The sequence below is a fragment of the Amycolatopsis tucumanensis genome, assembly GCF_021654135.1.
Taxonomy (GTDB): Bacteria; Actinomycetota; Actinomycetes; order Mycobacteriales; family Pseudonocardiaceae; genus Amycolatopsis_E; species Amycolatopsis_E tucumanensis.
The window spans coordinates 189,141-212,987 of sequence record NZ_JAKGSD010000004.1; the positions used below are offsets into that span (position 1 = coordinate 189,141).

Genomic DNA, 23,847 nt, shown 5'->3' on the forward strand with positions numbered 1-23,847 from the left:
TCGGCGAGGAGTGCCGCTACGAGTACCGGTTCGGCGACGCGGTGCTGCGGTTGCGCGGCGGGGCGGTAGCCGTCAGCCGCGGGGCCGGGGCAGCGCCAGTTCCGCGTTGTGCCGCCACGCGTGCCAGTGCCGCCGGAACGAGCGCGGCAGCAGCGTCCACCGGCGGCGGCCGGGGGTGTGCACCGCGGGCTCGCTCCGGTGCGGAGCCGTCGAGTCGGTCAGGATCCGGACGGTCATCTCCGTCCCCCTTCCAGTAGCGGCCGGGGATTCCGGCAGACGCCCGCCGTGGCGAGGCAGTGCTCGCACGGCATGCCGGCGCCGAGGGGCAGCCATTCGATCTCCGGCAGCCGGAGGCGCGCGCCGCAGCCGGCGGTCAGCGCGCCGCGCAGGACCGTGCCGGGTTCGAGCGGGAACAGGTGCGCGCAGCGCCGGGTCTCGCGCGCGGTGCCGGGGGCCGGCCTGCCGATCACGGTGACCGGGCCCGGCCAGTCCTCGCGCAGGTACCAGACCGCCGAGGCGTCGGCGTCCGCCGCGAGCCAGCCGAGCATCCGGGAAAGCGCTTCCGCCGGGCTGCCGACGCGAGCGGCCTCGTCCCGGCCGTTGACCTTGCCGACGACCACGAACGGGTCCGGCCGGCACGGGGCCGCGGGCCGCTCCGCGACATCCACTCCGAGCACCGTCGACCTCCCCCAGAACACGCGACTCGGGTCTGTGATCGACCCGACCGGCGGGAATAATCCTACTCCTGGAATAATCCCAGTGTCGAGTGGTCAAAGTTTGCATCACCCGACTGGACCCACGTGGTTCCAACGAAAGGACCAGGGATCGCCCCGCTTCGCCACGCGGCGGGACGGGACCTCAGGCACGGAGGTAGGGACTGATGCCGGAATACCCGCGACCGGTGGATTACGACCCGCAGACGGCGGCGCACCTGTTCGACGAGTCGAAGTGGCAGAAGTCCTTCGCCAGCGAGCCCAACGGCGGGAACTGCGTGGAGGTCAACATGGCCGCGCCGGGGCTGGTCGGGGTCCGCGACACCAAGCTGGCGAGCAGCCCGGTGTTCGTGTTCGACGCCGGCGAGTGGGCGGCCTTCCTCGAAGGGGTCAAGGCGGGCCAGTTCGACCTGCGCTGATCCGGGATTATCGAAACTCGTGTGTTATTGACCACATCCGGGCGAGTGGCGCTTCCGGGTCGCCGGACGACCCGGAAGCGCCTGCCGGATCAGTTGGACGGCCTGCTGCCGCCGCCCGGAAACCCGCCCTGACCACCGGGGAAGCCGCCCTGCTGTCCACCGGGGAAGCCCTGCTGGGCCGAGCCGTCCGTGATCGACGTGGCCGTCGCGGTGTCGCCGGAGACCTTCGCCAGCACCGTGACCGTCGAGCCGGTCGCCAGGTTGCCCGCCTTCTCCGTCGAGGAGTCGATCACGTAGGTCTGGGTGTAGCCGTCCTTGCTCTTGACCGTGATCGAGGTGGCGTTCAGCGCGCTGACCTCTCCGGTCTGGAACCGCTCGATGGCGTAGCCGCCGTCGGCCGACACCGTGAAGTCGCCGTGCAGCGCCTCGCGCAGGATCGACGCGGTGCCGCCGGCGCCACCCATCATGCGTCCGCCGCCGGGGAAGCCACCCATCCCGCCCTGCTGGTTCGCCTCGGACGAGGTGCCCGCGTAGATCGCGACCCCGCCGACGGCGGCGATGACGACCGCGACGGCCGCGGCGATGGCGGTCTTCCTGCCGGACCACTTCGGCGCGGGCGGTTGCGGGTCGCCCCACGCGGCGGCAGGTGCCTCGGTGGTCGTCGGCTCCGTGCTCATCGTGTCCCTTTCGCGTTCGGTCGCGGCAGGGTCCGCCCCTGCCACCCCACAGGTTCGGCGGCCCGGCTGTGCGGAGGCTGTGTGCGAGGTGGGCGGACCCTGTGCGCGTCCACCGCTCACAGGGAACACACAGACGGGTCACAGGGAAGACCCACCGGAGCGGCCGAAGATGGGACCATGACCAGCATGAACGCCGCGACGTCCGGTGCGGGCAAGGCCGATCTCAAGCACCCAGACGGCTCGGCGGTGCGCGTCCTCGTGGTCGACGACGAGGAGACACTGGCCGAGCTGGTGTCGATGGCCCTGCGCATGGAGGGCTGGGAGACCCGCAGCGCGGGCACCGGCACCGAGGCGGTCCGCGTGGCCCGCGACTTCCGCCCGGACGCCGTCGTCCTCGACGTGATGCTGCCCGACTTCAGCGGCCTGGAGGTGCTGAGCAAGCTGCGTGCCGAGGCGCCGCACCTGCCCGTGCTGTTCCTCACCGCGCGGGACGCGGTCGAGGACCGCATCGCCGGCCTGACCGCGGGCGGCGACGACTACGTGACCAAGCCGTTCAGCCTGGAAGAGGTCGTGCTGCGGCTGCGTGCGCTGCTGCGCCGCTCGCGGGTGGTGTCCGCCAACGAGGGCTCGACGCTGACGGTCGGCGACCTGACCCTGGACGAGGACAGCCGCGAGGTGTTCCGCGGCGGCGACCCGATCTCGCTGACCGCGACCGAGTTCGAGCTGCTCCGCTTCCTGATGCGCAACCCGAAGCGGGTGCTGTCCAAGGCCCAGATCCTGGACCGTGTGTGGAGTTACGACTTCGGCGGACAGGCCAACATCGTGGAGCTCTACATTTCCTACCTGCGGAAGAAGATCGACGCGGGCAGGGAGCCGATGATCCACACCATGCGCGGCGCGGGGTATGTCCTCAAACCGGCAGGCTGAGCACGCCCGCCCGCGGCGGCTCCTGCCCTCCTCCCTGCGCGGCAAGCTGATCGCGCAGGTCATCGCGCTGCTCGCGCTCGTGTGCCTGGTCGTCGGCCTGGTCACCGAAATCGCGCTGCGCAGCTTCCTCTACCACCAGCTCGACGACCGCCTGGCCGCCGCGAGCGAGCGCGGCACCCGCCAGCCGCCGCCGGGCTCCTGGAACGGCTCGCCCAACCAGCCGCCGCCGGACTCGCTCCGGGTCCCCGGGCAGGGCATCGGCACGCTGGCCGTCGTCGTCTTCCCGGACGGCGCCGTGCGCGCCGGGGTGCTGCGCGGGGGTTCGACTTCTTCGGACAACCCGTTCCCCAGCGACCCGGTGCCGTCCGCGGAGCTGCGCACCCTGCTCGCGCTGCCCGCCGACGGCAAGCGGCGCAGTGTCGACCTCGGCGACCTGGGCGACTACCGGGTCGTGTCGGTGCGCGCGCACGACGGCGCGCTGCTGATCACCGGTCTGCCGCTGGCGGAGGTGAACGAGACGCTGTGGCGGCTCGGCTTCATCTTCGGCGGGGTCGCGCTCGGCGGCCTGCTCATCGCGGGCGGGCTCGGCGCGATCACCATCCGCCGCACCATGCGCCCGCTGGACCGGCTCGCGGACACCGCATCGAAGGTGTCCCAGCTGCAGCTCGACCGCGGTGAGGTGGCGTTGTCGATCCGGGTGCCGCCGGTGGACACCGACACCCGCACCGAGGTCGGCAAGGTCGGCGCGGCGTTCAACCAGATGCTCGGGCACGTCGGCGCGGCGCTGAACGCGCGGCAGGCCAGCGAAAGCCGGGTGCGCCAGTTCGTCGCCGACGCCAGCCACGAGCTGCGCACGCCGCTCGCGGCCATCCGCGGGTACGCCGAGCTGGCCCGGCGCAGCGGTGATCAGGTACCGCCGGACATCGCGTTCGCGATGGGCCGGGTCGAGTCCGAATCGGCCCGGATGACCACCCTGGTCGAGGACCTGCTGCTGCTCGCGCGCCTGGACTCCGGGCGGCACCGCGTCTACGAGCCGGTCGACTTGTCCCGCATCGTCGCCGACGCGGTGTCCGACGCGCACGTCGCCGGGCCGGACCACCGGTGGCAGTTGGACGTGCCTGCCGACCCGATCACCGTCGTCGGCGACGCCGACCAGCTGCACCAGGTCGTGCTCAACCTGCTCAACAACGCCCGCACCCACACCCCGCCGGACACGGTGGTCACCACCAAGCTGTCCGTCGAGGGCGACGAGGTCGTGCTGCGGGTGACCGACAACGGACCCGGCATCGCGCCGGACGTCCTGCCGACGGTGTTCGAGCGGTTCGCCCGCGGCGACACGTCCCGGTCCCGCGCGGCGGGCAGCACCGGGCTCGGGCTGGCGATCGTGGCCGCCGTCGTCGCCGCCCACCGCGGCCGCGTCGGCGTCCAGAGCAAGCCGGGTCACACCGAATTCACGGTGCGTTTCCCCAGGTAGCCCGTTCGGGAGCCGCTCACAGGCTCCGCACAGCTCGGGCACATGATCGCCACAACGCGGCGGGCCACCGTCGGTGTCATGACGACCTCCGCCGACGCCTCTCCCGCACCTCGGCCGGCCGACCCGCAACGGAGCACGTCCCCGGTCCTCGACGTCGTCGTCCCCGTGTACAACGAGGAGACCGACCTCGCGCCCTGCGTGCGCCGCCTGCACACCTACCTCTCCGACGCGCTGCCCTACCCGTTCCGCATCACCGTCGCCGACAACGCGAGCACCGACTCGACGCTGTCGATCGCGCGGGCGCTCGCCGCCGAGCTGCCCGAGGTCGAGGTGCGGCACCTGGACCAGAAGGGCCGCGGCCGCGCGCTCAACGCCGTCTGGTCCGCCTCCGACGCCCAGGTGCTGGCCTACATGGACGTCGACCTGTCCACCGACCTCGCCGCGCTGTTCCCGCTGGTCGCGCCGCTCATCTCGGGGCACTCCGACCTGGCGATCGGCTCCCGGCTGGCCCGCGGCGCCCGGGTGGTGCGCGGGCCCAAGCGCGAGTTCATCTCGCGCTGCTACAACCTGATCCTGCGCGGCGCGCTGGCCGCCCGGTTCACCGACGCGCAGTGCGGCTTCAAGGCGATCCGCGCCGAGGTCGCCCGCGAGCTGTTGCCGCTGGTCGAGGACACCGGCTGGTTCTTCGACACCGAGCTGCTCGTCCTCGCGCAGCGCTCCGGCCTGCGCATCCACGAGGTGCCGGTGGACTGGGTGGACGACCCGAACTCGTCGGTCGACATCGTCGCCACCGCCACCGCGGACCTCAAGGGCGTCGCCAGGATGATCCGCGGCTTCGCCCGCGGCACCCTGCCCATCAGCCAGATCCGCGCCCAGCTGGGGAGGCACCCGATCGCCGTCACCGAACCCGGCGTCCCGCCGAAACTGGCCAGGCAGCTCGTCCGGTTCGCCGCGATCGGCGTCGGCAGCACCCTGGCCTACCTGGTGCTCTACGTCCTGCTCCGCACCGGCGTCGGCGCGCAGGCCGCGAACCTGATCGCGTTGCTGGTCACCGCGGTCGCCAACACCGCGGCCAACCGGCGGTTCACCTTCGGCGTGCGCGGGTCGAAGGGCGCGGGGCGGCACCAGTTCGAAGGCCTGATCGTCTTCGGGCTCGGGCTGGCGCTGACCAGCGGATCACTCGCGCTCCTGCACGCCGGCGCCGAACCGGGCCGGTTCGCCGAGCTGGTGGTGCTCGTGCTGGCCAACCTGGCCGCGACCGTCCTGCGGTTCCTGCTGTTCCGCAACTGGGTCTTCCGAAAGAACCGATAGGAGAACCGACTCGACATGTCGACTGCGGCTGTTTCCTCCGATCCGGCCCGCCTCGGGCCGGTCCCCGCCGCGGCGCGAACGCGGACCGCGGGCCGTCCGCCGTGGGTCCGGCCGTCGGTCGCCGTCCTGCTGGTCGCGACCGCCGCGCTGTACCTGTGGAACCTGAGCGCGTCCGGGTACGCCAACGACTTCTACGCCATGGCCGTGCAGGCGGGCACGAAGAACTGGGAGGCGCTGTTCTTCGGGTCGCTGGACCCGGGCAACGTCATCACCGTCGACAAACCGCCCGCGTCGCTGTGGCTGATGGCGCTGTCCGGGCGGCTGCTCGGCTTCTCCAGCTTCAGCATGCTGCTGCCCAACGCGTTGTGCGGCGTGGGTTCGGTGGCGCTGCTGTACGCCGCGGTGCGGCGCACATCGGGTCCGCTGGCCGGGCTGATCGCCGGGGCGGCGCTCGCGCTGACGCCGGTCGCGGCGCTGATGTTCAAGTTCAACAACCCGGACGCGCTGCTGGTGCTGCTGATGGTGGCCGGCGCGTACTGCACTGTCCGGGCGCTGGACCGGGCGAGCACCGTCTGGCTGATGCTCGCCGGCGCCGCGCTCGGGTTCGGGTTCCTCACCAAGATGCTGCAGGCGTTCCTGGTGCTGCCCGCGTTCGCGCTGGTGTACCTGGTCGCGGCGCCGACCGGGCTGGGCAGGCGGCTGCTGCAGCTGGTTTACGCCGCGGTCGCGCTCGTCGTCGCGACCGGGTGGTGGATCGTCGCCGTCGCGCTGTGGCCCACCGAGTCCCGGCCCTACATCGGCGGGTCCACCGACAACACGCCGCTGGAGCTGGCGTTCGGCTACAACGGCCTCGGCCGCATCTTCGGCGGCGACGGCAACGGTGGCGGTGGTGGCGGCATGGGCGGCAACACCATGTTCGGCGGCGAGACCGGCCTGTTCCGCATGTTCGGCGCCGCGTTCGGGGTGGAGATCTCGTGGCTGCTGCCCGCCGCGCTGATCGCGCTGGCCGCCGGGCTGTGGTTCACCCGGTTCGCGCCGCGCCTGGACCGGACGCGTGCCGCGCTGCTGCTGTGGGGCGGCTGGACGGTCGTCACCGCGCTGGTGTTCAGCTTCATGAGCGGCACGATCCACCCGTACTACACGGTGGCGCTCGCCCCGGGCATCGCCGGGCTGGTCGGCATCGGCGCGGTGGAACTGTGGCGCGGACGGCACAACTTCGCCGCGCGGATCGTGCTGGCGCTGATGCTCGCGGCGACCGGTGTGTGGGACTTCATCCTGCTGGCGCGGACGCCGTCCTGGCAGCCGTGGCTGAGGTGGGTGCTGCTGGTGCTGACCGCGCTGGTGGTGGCCGGGCTGCTGTTCGGGCTGGACCGGATCCGGCGCGCGGGGATCGTGCTCGCCGTCGCCGGGGTGATCACCGGGCTGCTCGCGCCAGGGGCGTACGCCGTGGTCACCGCGAGCCAGGGGCACACCGGGTCCATCCCGACGTCCGGGCCGTCCGGCAACTCGATGGGCTTCGGCGACCGGGCAGGAGCCGAGTCGGCCGAACTGATCGCGCTGCTCCGGCAGACCAGCACCAAGTGGTCCGCGGCGACCAACGGCTCCCAGTCCGCGGCCGGCCTCGCGCTGAACTCGGACACCGCGGTGATCGCCATCGGCGGCTTCAACGGCGGCGACCCCGCACCGACGCTGGCGGAGTTCCAGCAGTACGTCGCCCGCGGCGAGATCACGTACTACGTCTCCGGCGGCATGGGCCGCGGCGGCTCCGGCGAGATCGCGCAGTGGGTGGCGGAGAACTTCACAGCTCAGACGGTGGGCGGCAGCACGGTCTACGACCTGACGACAGGTGCGACGACCGGTTGAGTACACTGAAGGCGGACCCCCGCGGCGTCCATCCTGTGAACCTCCCCAGGGCCGGAAGGCAGCAAGGATAAGCAGGCTCTGACGGGTGCGGGGGTCCCCTTTCATGAAGGGCCTCGCCCTTCTTGAAAGGGGACTTCGTCCACTGTGTTTTTTCGGGGGGCGACCCCCCGGGCCCCCACGGTGCGAGCTCCTCGGCCTGGCGAGCGCTGGGCGCGTTGGGTTTGGACCAGCTCAGGTTTCGGCCGTCAGGACCGGCTGGAAGAATCCGCTCTCCTCAGGTTCGTGCCACATCGGTCCGGAGAATCCAGCCACGTCGACCAGGTCCTGCAGCTCGGCGCGGGTGATCGCCCAGTACGTCGTCGTGTGGACCTTCGTCGTCAAGTTCGGGAACACCTGGAACAGTTCGACGTCGTAGCGCTCGCCGTCTGGGTGCCAGTGCCAGAGTTGGAACGTGATCGTGCGGCCGTCCGGGGCCTCGTGCACTGATGGGGGTGTGGCGGCGGGGTGGGTGCGTCTCGCCTCGTCGTAGTCGCGGGTGCTCAGGATCAGCCGGCCGCCTCGGCGGAGGACGCGGTGCATTTCGGTGAGCGCCCGTCGCACGTCCTCGGGCGTCAGCAGGTGTGGGAGTGAGTTGTCGGCGCACACCACCGCGTCGAAGGTCGCGTCCGGGAACGGCAGGGCGCGCATGTCGGCGGCGGCGACCGGGAGGTCCGGCACCCGGGCCAGCGCGCCGGGGCTGAGATCGGTGCCCACCACCTCGTGGCCCTGTGCGGCCAGGCCCAGGGCCTGGGTGCCGATGCCGCACGCGCAGTCCAGCACCCGCCGCGGGGAGCCGCCCAGCAGCCGGTGCAGCGCTTCGCCCTGACGGCGGACGCTCGACGGCCAGTCCGCGTAGATGCGGTGGTAGTCCGCGGCCAGCCGGTCGTAGAAGCGGCGGGTCACGCCCAGCAGGCTAGTCCGAGCTTGTCGGTGGCGGCCGGTACTCTCGCCTCGTGGCCCTGGCTCTCTACCGCAAGTACCGTCCGGCGACCTTCGCCGAGGTCGTCGGGCAGGAGCACGTCACCGAACCGCTGCGCGCCGCCCTCACCGCGGGCCGCATCAACCACGCGTACCTGTTCAGCGGGCCGCGCGGCTGCGGCAAGACGTCCAGCGCGCGCATCATGGCCCGCTCGCTGAACTGCGTCGAAGGCCCCACCCCGGACCCGTGCGGCAAGTGCGATTCGTGCCGCGCGCTGGCGCCCGAGGGGCCGGGCAGCATCGACGTCACCGAGCTCGACGCGGCCAGCCACGGTGGTGTCGACGACGCCCGCGAGCTGCGCGACCGCGCCTTCTACGCGCCTGCCGAGTCGCGGTACCGGGTGTTCATCATCGACGAGGCCCACATGGTCACGACGCAGGGTTTCAACGCCCTGCTGAAGATCGTCGAGGAGCCGCCGGAGCACCTGATCTTCATCTTCGCGACCACCGAACCGGACAAGGTGCTGCCCACCATCCGGTCGCGGACGCACCACTACCCCTTCCGGCTGATCCCGCCGAGCGCGATGCGCGACCTGCTGGAGCGCAACGTCGCGGCCGAGGGCATCCACGTCGACCCGGCCGTGTACCCGCTGGTGATCCGCGCGGGCGGTGGTTCGGCGCGTGACACCCAGTCGGTGCTGGACCAGCTGCTGGCCGGCGCGGGCCCGGACGGCGTGACTTACGACAGGGCCATCTCGCTGCTCGGCGTCACCGACTCGGCGCTGATCGACGACATGATCGACGGCCTCGCCGCGGACGACTCGGCTGCGGTGTTCGGAACGGTCGAGCGCCTGGTCGAGGCCGGGCACGAGCCGCGACGCTTCGCCAGCGACCTGCTCGACCGGCTGCGTGACCTGGTGCTGCTGCGGTCGGTCCCGGACGCGGCGGCGCGCAACCTGGTGTCGGCGCCCGCGGACGAGCTGGACCGCATGACGGCGCAGGCCGAGCGCGCAGGCCTGGCGACGCTGACCCGGTACGCGGAGATCGTGCACAACGGCCTGCTGGAGATGCGGGGCGCCACCGCGCCGCGGCTGCTGCTGGAGCTGTTGTGCGCCCGGATGCTGCTGCCGTCGGCGTCGGAAAGCGAAGCGGCGGTGCTGCAGCGGTTGGAGCGCCTGGAGCGGCGGGTCACCGTGAGCGGCGGGGGAAGCCTGCCCGCCGCTGATGGGCAGGTCGCCGCTGCCGCACCCGAGCGGTTCCAGCGGCCGTCGCAACGCGCGGCGGCTCCGGCGGCCGCCGCCGAGGTGGCTGCCGCGCCGTCACGGCCGGCCGCTGAGGCTGCTGCCCGTCCGGCGCCGGAAGCACCGGTCCGCCGGGCCACTGAGCCGACCGCCGCGCCGGAGCCCGCGGCTGCGCGCCCGGCTCCGGCGGCGTCGCGTCCTGCTGCCGGTCCTGCTGCCGGTCCCGCGGCGCCGGAGGCGCCGGTGCGGCGCCCCACCGAGCCCGCGGTCCCCGACGAGGCTCCCGCCGGGGCGCCCGCGCCGGGCGGGATCGACGCGGCCGCGATCCGCCGGGTCTGGCCGGACCTGCTGGCCGCCATCCGCAAGACGAGCCGCAGCACCGAAGCGATGATGATCAACGCGACGGTGCAGAGCGTCGAGGGTTCGACGGTCGTGCTGGCGCACAGCGCGGAGCCCCTCGCGCGGCGGTTGTCGGAGCCGCGCAACGCTGACTTCATCGCCGGCGCGCTGCACGAGGTGCTTGGCGGAACGTGGCAGGTGCGGTGCGTGCACGGCGGTGGCGGAGGAGGAGGTTCGGCCCGCCGCGACGGCGGCCCGAGCCCGCGCCCGAACCCGCCCACGCGGGAGGCCCCGCAGCAGCAACAGCGAACCTTCCAGCGCCCGACGCCGGCGGCCGCCCCGGCCCCACCGCCCGAGCCCGCGCCGAGGGCGCCGCAGCCGCCCCCGGAGCCCGCGGACGACATCCCCCTCCCGCCCGAGCCGGACGACGAGGAATCGATGATGGCCGAAACGGGCGGCCCGGTGCCGGACATCGCGCCCGCACCGCAGAACGACCCGGAGGAACAGGCGCGCCGCCTGCTGGCCGAACACCTGGGCGCACAGCCGATCGACTGACCCCCGCGGCGGGGAAGGCCGCGCGCTGGCGGCCACGGAGTGGACCCACGCTGCGCGGTGGCTGCGGAGGCGGCACCCGGCGGGGGCTGGTGCTGCGGGAGTGGATTCACGGTGCGCGGTGGCTGCGTGAAGGGCTGCGGGGGCCGCACCCGGTGGACTGGCGGCCGCGGAGCGGCCAACGCTGCGGTGGCTGCGGGGGCGGCACCCGGTGGGGGCTGGTGCTGCGGGAGTGGATTCACGCTGCGCGGTGGCTGCGTACAGGGCTGCGGGAGCCGCGCCCGGTGTGGCCTGGCGGCTGCGGGAGCGGGCCAACGCGGTGTGCTGTGCGACGGCGGCTTGCCAGGGCTGGTGGCCCCCACGGAGTGGGGCTGCGCGAAGCGCCGCGGACTCCGCGCGTGGCGCCGCTTCCGCGGCAGGGGGCCAACGGCGTGGGGCTGGTGGGCGCGGGAGCGGGCCAGTGCTGCGCGGTGGGCAGGCTGGCTTGCCGGGCTGGAATTGCTGGCCCCACGAAGTGGGGAAGGCGGCGGGAGCCGCGCGTGGCGTGGGATAGAGGCTGCGGATGCGGGCCGGAGCCGCTGGCCCCACGGAGTGGGGCATGCCCTGGAACGAGCCAAACCCGCCCAGCGATCAGAAACCCGCGTGCTCCCGCAAGAAAGCCACCACCCCGGAAGCGATCGCCGTGGCGTAGCGGGCTCGTCCGTCCACACTGGACATCGTCGCGGCCTCCGCGGCGTTTCGCATGTTCCCGCACTCCACCAGGACCGCGGGGCGTTCCGACAGGTTCAACCCGGCCAGATCATCCCGCGGGGCCAAGCCGTCGGACCCCAGGTAGTTGGACAACGGGAAATCCCCGGCGAGCAAACCCGACCGCACCGCCTCGGCCAGCTCCACCGACGGCGCGCCCTGCGCCGCGTTCAGCGGGGGTGCCGAGTACGCCACGTGGAAGCCCCGGGCGCCCGCCGACGTCGCGCCGTCCGCGTGGATCGACACCACCGCCGCCGCGCCGGCTCGGTTTCCGATCGCCGCCCGTTCGTTCACGCACGGGCCCACCCCGGTGTCGTCGGCGCGCGTGTAGACCACCCGCACCCCCTGCGCCTCCAACAGCGAACCCACCCGCTGCGCCACGTCCCAGTTGAACGCGTGCTCCGCGTACCCCCGGTCGGTCGCGGTGCCCGTCGTGTTGCACGGCTTCGTCTCGCCGCGTCCGGCGGGCACCGGGGCGTTGATCACGTCCGGCCGCCGCGCGTTGCCGCCGTTGTGCCCGGGGTCCAGCACCACCGTCACCGGCTCCCGGGCGACCGACGAGGCCACCGACGACGACACCGGTGCGGGGACCGAAGACACCCGCGCCGCCGCGGATGGAACGGGCGGTGGCGGCGCGGGCGACGAGCACCCAGCGACCAGCAGCACCCCGCTCAACACCAACCCCACGAGACTGCGCACGGCGAACACGGTGCCACAGCCGACCGAGCTACGCTGGGACCCACAGGACAGCACGACGAAACGGGGATCATGGTGCAACCCGGCGGTGGAATGCCCGACATGCAGGCCATCCTGCAGCAGGCGCAGCAGATGCAGCAGCAGCTCGTCGCCGCGCAGGAGGAGCTCGCCCGCACCGAGGTGACCGGCACCTCCGGCGGTGGCCTGGTCAAGGCGACCGTCACCGGCGGCATGGAGCTGAAGTCCCTGCAGATCGACCCGAAGGCGGTCGACCCTGACGACACCGAGACGCTCGCCGACCTGGTGGTCGCCGCGGTGCGGGACGCGATGAGCAGCGCCCAGAAGCTCACCGAGGAGAAGCTCGGCCCGGTCGCCGGCGCCCTCGGCGGTGGCGGCGGCATGCCCGACCTCGGCGGACTCGGTCTGCCCGGCCTGAAGTAGCGGGCCCCGTTGTACGAAGGCGTAGTCCAGGACCTGATCGACGAGCTGGGACACCTGCCCGGCATCGGTCCGAAGAGCGCGCAGCGGATCGCGTTCCACCTGCTCGCCGCCGACCCGGCCGACATCGCCCGGCTGCAGGACGTGCTCGGCAAGGTCCGCGAGGGCGTGCAGTTCTGCGAGATCTGCGGCAACGTCTCCGAACAGCAGCAGTGCCGCATCTGCCGGGACGCCCGGCGTGACACGTCGCTGATCTGCGTGGTCGAGGAACCCAAGGACGTGCTCGCCGTCGAGCGCACCCGCGAGTTCAAGGGCCGCTACCACGTGCTGGGCGGCGCGCTCGACCCGCTGTCCGGCATCGGCCCGGACCAGCTGCGCATCCGCGAGCTGCTGGCCAGGCTCGGCGCGGAACAGGTCACCGAGGTGATCATCGCGACCGACCCGAACACCGAGGGCGAGGCCACCGCGACCTATCTGGTGCGGATGCTGCGGGACTTCCCCGGCCTGACCGTCACCCGGCTCGCGTCCGGTCTGCCGATGGGCGGCGACCTCGAGTTCGCCGACGAGCTCACCCTCGGCCGCGCCCTCTCCGGCCGCCGCGCCCTTTGACACTGGCCGACGACGTGCTGGCCGGCCCGCCCCGCTGCGGGCGGGTCCGGCTGGTCGCCGTCGACGGCCCGTCCGGCGCGGGCAAGACCACCTTCGCGGCGCGACTCGCCGCCGACTTCCGGGCACGCGGCGCGGCGACCGCGGTCGTCGCCACCGACCACTACGCGACGTGGGACGACCCGGTCGCCTGGTGGCCGCGGCTCGTCTCCGAGGTCCTCGACCCACTCGCCGCGGGCTGTCCCGCCGTCTACCGCCCGCTGGACTGGACCACCGGTGAGCCGCGGCCGGGGCCCGTCCGCACGGTTCACCCGGTCGACGTAGTCGTCCTCGAAGGGGTGTCCTCCGGCCGCGCCTCGATCCGGCCCCGGTTGTCCGCGCTGTGCTGGGTCGCGGGCCCGGACCCCGAAACTCGGCTCGAACGGGCAGTGTCGAGGGACGGCGAGGGCATTCGAGGCCCGCTGACCGCGTGGCAGCGGTTCGAATGTGGTTGGTTCGCCGTTGACCTTACCCACCAGTACGTACACCCGAACGGCCTAGTACTTTCGTCCGAACTTACGCAGGGTGAGCACTGAACGTAACCCCGTAAGCCAAATGTGTTCGCACGTCCGGTTTGACGTAGCGCGATCGTAACCTCACGCGCTTAACGAATTCCCAACATGCGGACTAGGGTCGTCGATCACGTACCCGAACTTTCTCCTAGGAGTGCCACCATGCTCCCAACGCGGGCAGTTGGGTTGCGCCGCATCGCCCTGATCGGGCTTGCCGGCGCCCTCGCGGTCACGACGGCCGCTTGCGCTTCCGAGCGCGGCTCGGGCGACAGCGCCAGCGACACCTTCATCTTCGGCGCGGCCGGTGCCCCGAAGAACTTCGATCCGATCTTCAACGACGACGGCGAAAGCTTCCGCCCCGCCCGCCAGATGTTCGACACCCTGGTCACCTACAAGCCGGGCACCACCGAACTGGAGGGCGGCCTGGCCACGGCGTGGACGCCGAGCAACGGCAACACCACCTGGACCTTCACGCTGCGGCAGGGCGTCAAGTTCCACGACGGCACCCCGTTCAACGCCGCGGCGGTCTGCTTCAACTTCGACCGCTGGTACAACATGAAGGGCGCCGCCGCCCAGAGCCAGATGATCTACTACGGCGACGTCTTCGAGGGCTTCGCGCAGAACGAAGGCGACATCAGCGGCGACCCGGTCTACAAGAGCTGCGAGGCCAAGGACGAGCACACCGCCGTCCTCAACCTCAACAAGGCCAAGGGCGCCTTCCCGGACGCGTTCGGCCTGACCTCGCTGTCCATGTCGAGCCCGGACGCGCTGAAGAAGTACGACGCCGACAACGTGACCCAGAGCGGTGAGGCGTTCACCTACCCGGCCTACGCCACGGACCACCCGACGGGCACCGGGCCGTACAAGTTCGAGAGCTTCGACAAGGCCAACAACACGATCACCCTGGTCCGCAACGAGGACTACTGGGGCGAGAAGGCCAAGACGGCCAGGCTGATCTTCAAGATCATCCCGGACGAGAACGCCCGTAAGCAGGAGCTGGCCGCGGGCACCATCGACGGCTACGACTTCCCGAGCCCGGCGGACTACAACTCGCTCAAGCAGGCAGGCGACCAGGTCCTGATCCGGCCCGCCTTCAACATCCTGTATCTCGGCATCAACCAGAAGAACAACCCGAAGCTGCAGGACGTGCGGGTCCGCAAGGCGATCGAGTTCGCGATCAACAAGGACCAGCTGGTCAAGAACCGGATGCCGTCCGGCGCCTACCCGCAGGACCAGTTCCTGCCGAACAACGTGCCCGGCTACACCCCCGCGGTGGAGAAGCACAGCTACAACGCCGACACCGCCCGGCAGTTGCTGGCCGAGGCCGGCGCGAGCGACCTGACGCTGAACTTCTACGTCCCGACCGAGGTCACCCGGCCCTACATGCCGAACCCGGTGGACATCGCCGCCGCGATCACCGACGACCTGAAGGCCGTCGGCATCAAGGTCAACGTGGTCCAGGAGCCGTGGAACGGCGGGTACAAGGACTCCGTGCAGAAGGCGGGCAAGCACGACCTGCACCTGCTCGGCTGGACCGGTGACTACGCCGACCCGGGCAACTTCGTCGGCACGTTCTTCGGGCGCACCAAGCCGGAGTTCGGCTTCGACAACCCGCAGATCTTCGACGCGCTGTCCAACGCCGACGCCCAGACGACGCCGGAGACCAAGAAGTCGGCCTACGAGAGCGCCAGCGTGCTGATCTCGCAGTACGTCCCGGCGGTCCCGATCTCGTCGTCGCCGCCGGGGATCGTGGTGCGGTCCGATGTCCAGGGCCTGATCCCGACCCCGCTGACCGACGAGCGCTTCTACACGGTCACCAAGGGCTGAGTTCCGCCACCGAGGGCGGGGAAGCGCGCCCGGCGCGCTTTCCCGCTTCGGTGCGGTCTCCGAGGCACTCACATGCTCCGATTCCTCACGCGTCGGCTGCTGCAAGCGATCCCGACGCTCCTCGTGCTCTCCATCCTGGTCTTCGCCTGGCTCCGCCTGCTGCCCGGTGGCCCCGCCACCGCGCTGCTCGGCGACAAGGCGACGCCGGAGAAGATCGCGTCCCTGAACAGCGTGCTCGGACTGGATCAACCGATCTTCGTCCAGTACTTCAAGTTCCTCGGCCGCGTCGTCACCGGTGACTTCGGCTCGTCCCTGATCAGCGGCGACACCGTGCTCGCCGAGATCGGGCGCGCCTTCCCCGCCACCATCGAACTCGCGCTCGCGGCGCTGGTCCTCGCGGTCGGTTTCGGCATCCCGATGGGATACCTCGCCGCCCGCTACCGGGGCCGGTTCCTGGACAACGCCACCGTGCTGACCACCCTGGTCGGCGTCGCGGTGCCGGTGTTCTTCTTCGGCGTGCTGCTCAAGTACGTGTTCGCGCAAAAGCTGGGCATCCTGCCGCCGTCGGGGCGCCAGGACGTGACCATCGACGCCACGCACATCACCGGCTTCTTCACCCTGGACGGCCTGCTCACCGGTGAGCTGGACGCGACGTGGGACGCGATCAAGCACCTGATCCTGCCCTCGATCGCGCTGGCCAGCATCCCGTTCGCGGTGATCGTGCGGATCACCCGCGCCTCGGTGCTGGACGTGCAGCAGGAGGACTTCGTGCGCACCGCGGAGTCCAAGGGCCTGACCACGACGACGATCCGCCAGCGGCACGTGCTGCGCAACGCGCTGCTGCCGGTGTCGACGACGATCGGCCTGCAGACCGGTCTGCTGCTCGCCGGGGCCGTGCTCACCGAGAAGGTGTTCAACTGGAACGGGCTCGGATCCCTGCTGGCGCAGGGGATCGAGCGCCGTGACTACCCGCGGCTGCAAGCGTTGCTGCTGCTGGCCGCGCTGGTGTACGTCGTCGTCAACATCCTGGTGGACATCTCCTACGCCATCATCGATCCGAGGGTGCGGGTGCGATGACCTCCATGTTGCGGCGCAAGGCCGAACGCATCGACGACCTGGCGGAGGCCGGTGGCACCAGCCTCGCCGCGGACGCGGTCCGGCGGATGCTGCGGAACCCGGTGGCGATCACCGGCGCGGTCATCACGGTCCTGTTCGTGCTGCTGGCGATCCTGGCCCCGTTCCTGGCGCCGAAGAACCCCTACATCCCCTACGACGAGCTGCGCGTGAACCTGCGGCCGGACTTCATCCCCGGCCCGATGGACGGGTTCGTGCTCGGCAGCGACCACCGCGGGTACGACTTCTTCTCCCGCCTGCTGGTCGGCGCGCAGCAGACGCTGATCGTCGGTGTCGTCGCCACCCTGATCGGGCTGGCGGTCGGCATGGTCATCGGCGGTCTGGCCGGCGCGCTGGGCGGCTGGGTGGACACGCTGCTGATGCGGTTCACCGACATCCTGCTCGCGATTCCCTCGCTGCTGCTGGCGATCTCGGTGGCCGCGCTGTTCTCGCAAGGGACACAGTGGACGGTCATCATCGCGGTCGCGGTGGTGAGCGTGCCGATCTTCGCCCGGCTGCTGCGCGGCGCGATGCTCTCGCAGAGATCGAGCGACCACGTGCTGGCGGCGACCGCGCTGGGCGTGCGGCGCAGCACGATCGTGTTCCGGCACATGCTGCCGAACTCGCTCGGGCCGGTGGTCGTGCAGGCGACGCTGACGCTGGCGACGTCGATCATCGACGTTGCGGCGCTGTCGTTCCTCGGCCTCGGCGACAACGATCCCAGCCGCGCCGAGTGGGGGCTGATGCTGGCACAGGCCCAGACCCTGCTGGACGTCAAGCCGAGCCTGGCGTTCTACCCGGCCATCGCGATCGTCGTGGTGGCGCTGGGGTTCACGCTGCTCGGCGAGTCGCTGCGCGAGGCGCTCGACCCGAAGAACAGGCGGTAGCGCGTTGAGTCTCCTGCAAGTACGCGACCTGTCGGTCGTCTTCTCCCGCAAGGGAACCCGCCCGTTCACCGCGGTGGACGGGGTCAGTTTCGACGTCGAGCCGGGCCGCACGGTCGGCCTGGTCGGCGAGTCCGGCAGCGGCAAGTCGGTGACCGCGCTCGCGATCATGGGTCTGCTGCCCAAGCGCGGCGCGAAGGTCACCGGCCAGGTGATGTTCGAGGACACCGACTTGCTGCGGCTGTCCGACAAGCAGCTGCGCGACCGGCGCGGCCGCGACCTGGGCATGGTGTTCCAGGACCCGCTGTCGTCGCTGAACCCGGTGATCCCGATCGGCCTGCAGATCACCGAGGTGCTGGAACGGCACCGGAAGATGGACCGCAAGCAGGCGACGGTCGAGGCGGCGGACCTGCTCGACCGCGTCGGCATCCCGGACCCGAACCGGCGGTTGTCGGAGTACCCGCACCAGCTCTCCGGCGGCATGCGGCAGCGCGCGCTCATCGCGATCGCGCTGGCCTGCCGTCCGCGGCTGCTGATCGCGGACGAGCCGACCACCGCGCTGGACGTGACGATCCAGGCGCAGATCCTGGCGCTGCTGTCCGAGCTGGTGCGCGACACCGGCACCGCGCTGATCATGATCACGCACGACCTGGGCGTGGTCGCCGGGCTGTGCGACGAGGTCAACGTCATGTACGGCGGCCGGGTGGTCGAGCGGGCGGAGCGGCACGCGTTGTTCGCCTCCGCCCGGCACCCGTACACGCACGGGCTGCTGGCCTCGATCCCGCGGCTGGACGCGCCGCGCGGGGAGAAGCTGGTGCCGATCAAGGGGTCGGTCGCCGACAACATCCCCTGGTCGCAGGGGTGCGCGTTCGCGCCCCGATGCCCGAACGCGCTGGACCTGTGCCGGGAGGTCACGCCCGAACTCGAACCCGATTCGAACGGCATGCTGCGGTGCCACAATCCGGTGGGCCGTCCGGTCGCGGCAGGCGAGGGGGTGCGCTGATGTCGGAACCGCTGGTGCGCGTGGAAGGCCTGCAGGTGCACTTCCCGATCAAGCGCGGGCTCGTGCTGGACCGCACGGTCGGACACGTCTACGCGGTGGACGGGGTCGACCTGGAGATCCAGCGCGGCGAGACGTACGGCCTGGTCGGCGAGTCCGGCTGCGGCAAGACGACGCTGGGCCGCAGCCTGCTGCGGCTGGTGGAGCCGACCGGTGGCCGCGCGGTGTTCGACGGCACCGACCTGTCGACGCTCAAGGGCGAGTCGCTGCGGAAGATGCGGCGGCGGATGCAGATGGTGTTCCAGGACCCGCTGTCCAGCCTCGACCCGCGGCAGTCGGTGGAGTCGATCCTCATCGAGGGCATGCGGGCGCACGGCCTGGACAAGGACCGGGACAGCACGCGCAAGCGCTTGCGTGAACTGCTGAACGCCGTCGGTCTCCCGGAGAGCTCGCTGCGGAAGTACCCGCACGAGTTCTCCGGCGGGCAGCGCCAGCGCATCGGCATCGCGCGGGCGCTGGCCGTCGAGCCGGACCTGATCGTCGCCGACGAGCCGGTGTCCGCGCTGGACGTGTCCGTGCAGGCGCAGGTGATCAACCTGCTCGAGGAGCTGCAGGACTCGCTGGGCCTGACCTACCTGGTGATCGCCCACGACCTGGCGGTCGTCCGGCACATCTCCGACCGCATCGGCGTGATGTACCTCGGCTCGCTGGTCGAGGAGACCGACTCGGAGTCGCTCTACGCCGAGCCGCTGCACCCGTACACGCGGGCGCTGCTGTCGGCGATCCCGGTGCCGGACCCGGTGGTCGAGGACAGCCGCGAGCAGATCCTGCTCGCCGGCGACCTGCCCTCGCCCGCCAATCCGCCGTCGGGCTGCCGGTTCCACACCCGGTGCCCGTGGCGGCAGGAGACCAAGTGCGACACCGAGCGGCCCGCGCTGCGGGAGCTCGCCGCCGGGCACCGGGTCGCCTGCCACTGGGCGGAGGACATCCAGGCCGGCCGGATCACGCCGCACGAGGTGAAACCGGAATTGGTGACCGCGCAGTTGTCACCCGATGCGGGAATTCCGCAGGCCGCTTCGGTGGCCGAAATGCTGGAGCCCTGACGCGGGTACCCTGACGGAGAATTCGCCGGGGTATCCGAAGGGGCTTTCACCGTGCACATCGACGCGTGGCTGGAGACCATCCCGCCGCTCCTGGTCTACCTCACGGTCGGCGTGGTGATCGGCGCGGAGAGCCTCGGGATCCCGTTGCCGGGAGAGATCGTGCTGGTCAGCGCGGCTCTCCTGGCATCGCACCACGACGGGCTGAACCCCTGGCTGATCGGCGCCGTCGCCGCGGGCGGCGCCATCGCCGGGGACAGCATCGGTTACCTGATCGGGCGGAAGGGCGGGCGGCGCCTGTTCGACTGGGCCGGGCGGAAATTCCCCAAGCATTTCGGGCCGGCGCATGTCGCGGCCGCCGAGCGAATGTTCCGGAAACGCGGGGTTTGGGCGGTTTTCTTCGGCCGCTTTGTCGCGATTCTGCGCATTCTGTGCGGCCCGCTCGCCGGGTCGCTGCACATGCACTACCCGCGGTTCCTGTTCGCCAACGCGCTCGGCGGCATCGTCTGGGCGGGCGGCACGACGGCGCTGGTGTACTCGCTCGGCGTGGTCGCGGAGAAGTGGCTGTCCCGGTTCTCCTACGTCGCGCTGGCGGTCGCCGTCGTGGTGGGCGTGGTGGTCAGCCTCGTCGTCAAGAAGCGGATGGGCCGCCGTCACGAGGAGACGAGTTCGGGCAGCGTGCCCGCCGAGCGCTGACGCCTCGGCAGCGAGCCGTACAGCACCCCGGCCACCACGACCAGGCCGGCCAGCACCTCGACCAGCGCCGGGGTCTCGCCGAGCACGAAGAACGCCGCGGACATCCCGACCACCGGCACGAGCAACGAGAACGGCGCGACCACGTTGGCCGGGTTGCGGCGCATCAGCACGGTCCAGATGCTCGACCCGAGGACCGTGCCGATCAGCACGACGTAGGCGAACCCGGCCAGGCCGAGCAGGCCTTCGCCGGTGCCCAGCGTGACCAGCGACTGCCACTGCACGGCCGGGCCTTCGAAGATCGTGGACAACGCGAACATCGGGATCGGCGGGACCACCGACATCCACAGCGTGAAGTGGATCGGGTTGTCCGGCCTGGCCTGACGCGAGCAGAGGTTGCCCGCGGCCCAGCACAGCGCGCCGAGCAGGGTGAGCAAGACCGGCAGCAGCACGGCGTTCTCCGCGCGGTGCCAGGCGATCACGCCCATCCCGGCCACCGCGGCCAGTATCCCGGTCAGCTGCCGCGCGGACAGCGGTTCACGCAGGAAGATCCCGCCGAGCAGGACCGTGAACGGCGCGGACGCCTGCAGCACCAGCGACGCGAGGCCGGTCGGCATGCCGTGGGTCAGCGCGAGGAACAGGAACGCGAACTGGCCGGTGCCGAATCCGAGCCCGAACCCGATCAGCCAGCGCAGCTTCACCTTCGGGCGTGGGATGAACAGGATCGTCGGGACCGCGATCACGGCGAAGCGCAGCGCCGCCGCGAACAGCGGCGGGAAGTGCTCGAGCATCGGGTGCATCGCGATGAAGTTGAGGCCCCACAGGACGACGACGAACAGGGCGAGGAAGCGGTCGCGGGTCGGCACTCCTTTAGCGTGCCTGCCGCAACTATGAAGAACAATCGAGATTGTTTGCATCTACTGTGTAGCGTTGCTTCATGGACGTCGGTCGGTTGCGGGTGCTGCGTGAGTTCGCGGACCGCGGGAGCGTGACGGCGGCGGCGAAAGCGCTGCACTGCACGCCGTCGGCGGTGTCGCAGCAGCTCCGGGCGTTGCAGGCGGAGGTCGGGCTGGTGCTGACCGAACCGGCGGGGCGGGGGTTGCGGCTCACCGACGCCGGGCGGGCGCTGGTGGTGCGGGCGGACGAGGTGATCGCCGCGGTGGACCGGGCCGAGGCCGAGCTGGACGTGTTCCGCAGCCTGCCGCGCGGGCGGGTGCGGGTGGCGATCTTCCCGTCCGCGGCGCTGATGCTGCTGCCCGGGCTGCTGCACCGGTTCGCCGAGGTCGAGGGCCTGGAGGTCGAGGTGCGCGACGTCGACATGACGCCGGCGGAGGTGCCCGGGCTGGTCGCCGACTTCGACATCGTGGTCACCCACCGGGACGAGCACGCCGAGCCGTTCCCGCCGGACCGGCTCGACGTGGTGCCGCTGCTGCGCGAGCCGCTGGACGTCGCGCTGCCGCTGGGCCACCGCCTCGCGCGCCGCCGCCGGGTCGACCTCACCGAGCTGGCCGGGGAGCAGTGGATCTCGGTGGACGTCGGCTTCCCGGTCGACGACGTGCTGCGCTCGCTGGCGGTGCGGACCGGTGTGCGGCCGCAGATCAAGCAGCGGATCAACGACTTCCGGATCATCGAGGCGCTGGTCGCCGCCGGGCACGGCATCGCGTTGCTGCCGCGGTACACGCTGGCCGGCACGTGGTCGCGCCGCATCGTGCGGCGCCCGCTGGCAGGCATCCGCGCGGCGAGGCTCATCGAAGCCGTCCTGCGCACCGGGGCCGGCACCAGACCGCCGGTGGCCACCGTGCTGGAGCTGCTGCACGCCGAAGCCGCCGCGGTGACGAAGCAGCCCTAGGAGTGCCACCGGGTCACCCATTGGCGGCGGCGATCGTGGTGGAACCTGCTGCAAGCTGGGCCCCGCGGTGACCAAGCAGCCCCAGCCCGGCGCGGTGGCGCAGATCGGCTGGGAGTGCTGCCGGGTCACGCACTTGGCGGCGGCGTCGGCGACCGTGGTGGACCCGCTGCACGGCGGGGCCGCCCGGTGACGAAGCAGCCCTAGCCCGGCGCGACGGCGCCGATCGCGGCCAGGGGCCCCGCCCGGCCCCCCATGGTGCGGGTGGCTCACGCCGGCGCGACGGCGCCGACCGGCTCGTAGAAGACCCCGTCCGGCGAGGCGGAGGCGGCCCACTCCTCGACGACCACGACCTCACCTTCCCCGGCACCGGCAGCGACGCGAACCAGCCCCGGTTCGGTCCGGAGGCGTGCGAGTTCCCGCTCGGCCAGCGCGCGGACGTCCGTGCCCGGCAGCCGTCGGGTCACCCACTTGGCGGCGGGTGCGTCGGCGATCGTGACCGCGCCGATCACCTCCGTCAGCGCCCGGTCCCGCTCGATGCCGGGCACCTTGTCGTCGACCGAGGCCCTCGGGCTCGCAGCCACGTGCCGAACGTAGTGCTCCCGTGCGGCGGCGCTGGTCCACAGGGACTGGAGGAACACCAGCGGCTCCGACGGCGACCGCAGCACGGAGAACCGGAGCAGGCCGTCCGCGCGGGGCATCGCCGCCAGCGCCGCGCGCGCGGCTTCGTCGGCGGCCGCCGCGCTCGGCAGCCGCCACCAGCTGTCGATGCGGGCCGCGGCGTCCTCGTGGTGAGTGGCGACCGGCGCCGGCCGCATCGCTGTCAAGTGATCTGCCATGACCCCACCCTGCGAGTTCAACCACTGTTGAAGGCAAGCCCACCGTCGCGGCAGAGTGGGTGACGTGTTGGACAGCGGGAACCTGACGGTCGGCGAGGTCGCGGGCGAAGCGGGCGTCGCCCCTTCGGCGGTGCGGTTTTACGAGCGGTACGGCGTTGTCGAGGCCGGGCGGAGCGGGATCAACCACCGCGTCTTCGACCGGTCGGCGGCGTGCCGGATCAAGGTGGCCAAGCTGGCGCAGGGCGTCGGCCTGACCGTGCGGGAGATCGCGGACCTCTTCGCCGATCTGCCGCCCGACCCCGGCCCCGAGGACTGGGCGGAGATCGCGCGACGGCTGGTGACCGAGGCCGAGCGCCGGGTCACCGAGTTGCGCGGCTACCTCGCCGAGATCGCCTCAGGCGACCGGCTCTGCGAAGCGGGCCGGCTCCGCGACTGACGCTGTGGCGGGCATCACTGTCACATCCACGGCACGGCCGGTGCCTCGTGTTCGAGCAAGTTCCCCACACGAGGAGGAAGCCGTGGAAACCCGATTCGACATGATGTCCAACGAGCTCGGCGCCAAGCTCGCCAAGCGGTTCGCGAACGTCGCCGCCGTGCTGCACACCTCCGCCCTGCCGCAGTCCACACAGGAACTGGTGTCGTTGCGCGCCAGCCAGATCAACGGGTGCGCCCCGTGCGTCGACATGCACACCAAGGAGGCCGCGGCCGCCGGGGAGAGCGCGGTGCGGCTCAACCTGGTCGCGGTCTGGCGCGAGGCCACGGTGTTCACCGACGCCGAGCGGGCGGCGCTGGCGCTCGCCGAGGAGGGCACCCGCCTGGCCGACGCGCACCAGGGCGTGTCGGACGAGACGTGGGCCCAGGTGCGCAAGCACTACGACGACGACCAGACCGCCGCGCTGGTCACCCTGGTCGCGATGATCAACGCCGCCAACCGGCTGAACGTGATCGTCCGCAACCAGGGCGGCTCCTACCAGCCCGGCATGTTCGCCGCCGCGGTCGCGAACTGACGTGAAAAAGGCCGGCCGCACACCAGC

At 71.6% G+C, this 23,847-nt stretch carries 26 protein-coding genes and 1 other RNA gene; 20 read left to right on the forward strand and 7 right to left on the reverse strand.

Annotated features, from left to right (window positions below; translation table 11 throughout):
- Window positions 1-72: 72 nt before the first annotated feature.
- Both L2C96_RS07265 and L2C96_RS07270 read right to left on the reverse strand, forming a co-directional pair.
- A complete protein-coding gene (locus L2C96_RS07265) occupies window positions 73-237 on the reverse strand; it encodes a hypothetical protein (RefSeq protein ID WP_020418256.1) in 165 nt (54 codons plus the stop codon).
- Window positions 234-677 (reverse strand): hypothetical protein, encoded by a 444-nt coding sequence (locus L2C96_RS07270; RefSeq protein ID WP_237335626.1) that lies wholly within the window; start codon window positions 675-677, stop codon window positions 234-236. Before L2C96_RS07270 ends, L2C96_RS07265 begins: the two co-directional genes overlap by 4 nt.
- Window positions 678-880: 203 nt before the next feature.
- Here L2C96_RS07270 and L2C96_RS07275 point away from each other — a divergent pair, with 203 nt between their 5' ends.
- Complete coding sequence (locus L2C96_RS07275) at window positions 881-1,132, forward strand: DUF397 domain-containing protein (protein ID WP_020418254.1); 252 nt, start codon at window positions 881-883, stop codon at window positions 1,130-1,132.
- Between the two features lie 89 nt (window positions 1,133-1,221).
- On the opposite strand, the gene L2C96_RS07280 is transcribed toward L2C96_RS07275, so the two are convergent.
- On the reverse strand, window positions 1,222-1,809 hold the full coding sequence (locus tag L2C96_RS07280) for a hypothetical protein (protein WP_237335627.1): 588 nt from the start codon (window positions 1,807-1,809) through the stop codon (window positions 1,222-1,224).
- Window positions 1,810-1,986: 177 nt separating this feature from the next.
- Between L2C96_RS07280 and L2C96_RS07285 the strand changes: the two genes are divergently transcribed.
- The 5 genes from L2C96_RS07285 to ffs all read left to right on the forward strand — a co-directional run bounded on the left by L2C96_RS07285 (window position 1,987) and on the right by ffs (window position 7,489).
- Window positions 1,987-2,736 (forward strand): response regulator transcription factor, encoded by a 750-nt coding sequence (locus L2C96_RS07285; protein WP_272882129.1) that lies wholly within the window; start codon window positions 1,987-1,989, stop codon window positions 2,734-2,736.
- Complete coding sequence (locus L2C96_RS07290) at window positions 2,714-4,210, forward strand: sensor histidine kinase (protein WP_237335628.1); 1,497 nt, start codon at window positions 2,714-2,716, stop codon at window positions 4,208-4,210. The genes L2C96_RS07285 and L2C96_RS07290 overlap by 23 nt, the downstream gene beginning before the upstream one ends.
- 78 nt (window positions 4,211-4,288) lie before the next feature.
- Window positions 4,289-5,521, forward strand: a complete 1,233-nt coding sequence (locus L2C96_RS07295; protein WP_027935902.1) for a bifunctional glycosyltransferase family 2/GtrA family protein — start codon at window positions 4,289-4,291, stop codon at window positions 5,519-5,521.
- Between the two features lie 15 nt (window positions 5,522-5,536).
- Complete coding sequence (locus L2C96_RS07300) at window positions 5,537-7,384, forward strand: ArnT family glycosyltransferase (protein WP_237335629.1); 1,848 nt, start codon at window positions 5,537-5,539, stop codon at window positions 7,382-7,384.
- A gap of 8 nt (window positions 7,385-7,392) precedes the next feature.
- Window positions 7,393-7,489, forward strand: an RNA gene (gene ffs, locus L2C96_RS07305) — signal recognition particle sRNA small type.
- Between the two features lie 126 nt (window positions 7,490-7,615).
- Here the strand turns inward: ffs and L2C96_RS07310 are convergent.
- Complete coding sequence (locus tag L2C96_RS07310) at window positions 7,616-8,326, reverse strand: class I SAM-dependent methyltransferase (protein WP_237335630.1); 711 nt, start codon at window positions 8,324-8,326, stop codon at window positions 7,616-7,618.
- A 50-nt stretch (window positions 8,327-8,376) separates the two neighbouring features.
- On the opposite strand from L2C96_RS07310, the gene L2C96_RS07315 reads away from it, so the two are divergent.
- Window positions 8,377-10,476 carry a DNA polymerase III subunit gamma and tau gene (locus tag L2C96_RS07315; protein WP_237335631.1) on the forward strand — a complete coding sequence of 700 codons (2,100 nt, stop codon included), beginning with the start codon at window positions 8,377-8,379 and terminating at the stop codon, window positions 10,474-10,476.
- 627 nt (window positions 10,477-11,103) lie between these two features.
- Here L2C96_RS07315 and L2C96_RS07320 read toward each other — a convergent pair.
- Window positions 11,104-11,928, reverse strand: a complete 825-nt coding sequence (locus L2C96_RS07320) for an N-acetylmuramoyl-L-alanine amidase (protein ID WP_237335632.1) — start codon at window positions 11,926-11,928, stop codon at window positions 11,104-11,106.
- A 60-nt stretch (window positions 11,929-11,988) separates the two neighbouring features.
- On the opposite strand from L2C96_RS07320, the gene L2C96_RS07325 reads away from it, so the two are divergent.
- The 9 genes from L2C96_RS07325 (at window position 11,989) to L2C96_RS07365 (ending at window position 20,131) form a co-directional block, all read left to right on the forward strand.
- Window positions 11,989-12,357 carry a YbaB/EbfC family nucleoid-associated protein gene (locus L2C96_RS07325; RefSeq protein WP_027936203.1) on the forward strand — a complete coding sequence of 123 codons (369 nt, stop codon included), beginning with the start codon at window positions 11,989-11,991 and terminating at the stop codon, window positions 12,355-12,357.
- 9 nt (window positions 12,358-12,366) lie between these two features.
- A complete protein-coding gene (recR, locus tag L2C96_RS07330; RefSeq protein WP_017985548.1) occupies window positions 12,367-12,963 on the forward strand; it encodes a recombination mediator RecR in 597 nt (198 codons plus the stop codon).
- Between the two features lie 14 nt (window positions 12,964-12,977).
- Window positions 12,978-13,535 carry a uridine kinase family protein gene (locus L2C96_RS07335; protein ID WP_237335650.1) on the forward strand — a complete coding sequence of 186 codons (558 nt, stop codon included), beginning with the start codon at window positions 12,978-12,980 and terminating at the stop codon, window positions 13,533-13,535.
- A gap of 138 nt (window positions 13,536-13,673) precedes the next feature.
- The gene (locus L2C96_RS07340; RefSeq protein ID WP_237335633.1) at window positions 13,674-15,338 is read left to right on the forward strand and encodes an ABC transporter substrate-binding protein; all 1,665 of its coding nucleotides are present in this window, start codon (window positions 13,674-13,676) and stop codon (window positions 15,336-15,338) included.
- 72 nt (window positions 15,339-15,410) lie between these two features.
- Window positions 15,411-16,415, forward strand: a complete 1,005-nt coding sequence (locus tag L2C96_RS07345) for an ABC transporter permease (protein ID WP_020420269.1) — start codon at window positions 15,411-15,413, stop codon at window positions 16,413-16,415.
- Window positions 16,412-17,338, forward strand: coding sequence for an ABC transporter permease (locus tag L2C96_RS07350; protein WP_020420270.1), 927 nt, complete (start codon window positions 16,412-16,414; stop codon window positions 17,336-17,338). The genes L2C96_RS07345 and L2C96_RS07350 overlap by 4 nt, the downstream gene beginning before the upstream one ends.
- Window positions 17,339-17,342: 4 nt before the next feature.
- Entirely contained in the window at window positions 17,343-18,338 is a 996-nt protein-coding gene (locus tag L2C96_RS07355; RefSeq protein WP_020420271.1) for an ABC transporter ATP-binding protein, read from the forward strand.
- Window positions 18,338-19,438, forward strand: a complete 1,101-nt coding sequence (locus L2C96_RS07360) for an ABC transporter ATP-binding protein (protein WP_237335634.1) — start codon at window positions 18,338-18,340, stop codon at window positions 19,436-19,438. The genes L2C96_RS07355 and L2C96_RS07360 overlap by 1 nt, the downstream gene beginning before the upstream one ends.
- 51 nt (window positions 19,439-19,489) lie before the next feature.
- Window positions 19,490-20,131, forward strand: coding sequence for a DedA family protein (locus L2C96_RS07365; protein ID WP_237335635.1), 642 nt, complete (start codon window positions 19,490-19,492; stop codon window positions 20,129-20,131).
- Here L2C96_RS07365 and L2C96_RS07370 read toward each other — a convergent pair.
- Window positions 20,089-20,994, reverse strand: a complete 906-nt coding sequence (locus tag L2C96_RS07370) for an EamA family transporter (RefSeq protein ID WP_237335636.1) — start codon at window positions 20,992-20,994, stop codon at window positions 20,089-20,091. The two genes, L2C96_RS07365 and L2C96_RS07370, sit on opposite strands and share 43 nt — an antisense overlap.
- Window positions 20,995-21,065: 71 nt before the next feature.
- Here L2C96_RS07370 and L2C96_RS07375 point away from each other — a divergent pair, with 71 nt between their 5' ends.
- Complete coding sequence (locus L2C96_RS07375; protein ID WP_237335637.1) at window positions 21,066-21,977, forward strand: LysR family transcriptional regulator; 912 nt, start codon at window positions 21,066-21,068, stop codon at window positions 21,975-21,977.
- A 67-nt stretch (window positions 21,978-22,044) separates the two neighbouring features.
- Complete coding sequence (locus tag L2C96_RS44375; RefSeq protein ID WP_020420276.1) at window positions 22,045-22,167, forward strand: hypothetical protein; 123 nt, start codon at window positions 22,045-22,047, stop codon at window positions 22,165-22,167.
- A 76-nt stretch (window positions 22,168-22,243) separates the two neighbouring features.
- On the opposite strand, the gene L2C96_RS07380 is transcribed toward L2C96_RS44375, so the two are convergent.
- Window positions 22,244-22,813, reverse strand: a complete 570-nt coding sequence (locus tag L2C96_RS07380) for a hypothetical protein (RefSeq protein WP_157358681.1) — start codon at window positions 22,811-22,813, stop codon at window positions 22,244-22,246.
- Between the two features lie 64 nt (window positions 22,814-22,877).
- On the opposite strand from L2C96_RS07380, the gene L2C96_RS07385 reads away from it, so the two are divergent.
- Together L2C96_RS07385 and L2C96_RS07390 are read left to right on the forward strand one after the other, a co-directional pair.
- Window positions 22,878-23,249: a MerR family transcriptional regulator gene (locus L2C96_RS07385; protein WP_202961459.1), complete on the forward strand. Its 372-nt coding sequence runs from the start codon at window positions 22,878-22,880 to the stop codon at window positions 23,247-23,249.
- Window positions 23,250-23,331: 82 nt separating this feature from the next.
- Window positions 23,332-23,820: a carboxymuconolactone decarboxylase family protein gene (locus L2C96_RS07390; RefSeq protein WP_020420279.1), complete on the forward strand. Its 489-nt coding sequence runs from the start codon at window positions 23,332-23,334 to the stop codon at window positions 23,818-23,820.
- Window positions 23,821-23,847 lie beyond the last annotated feature (27 nt).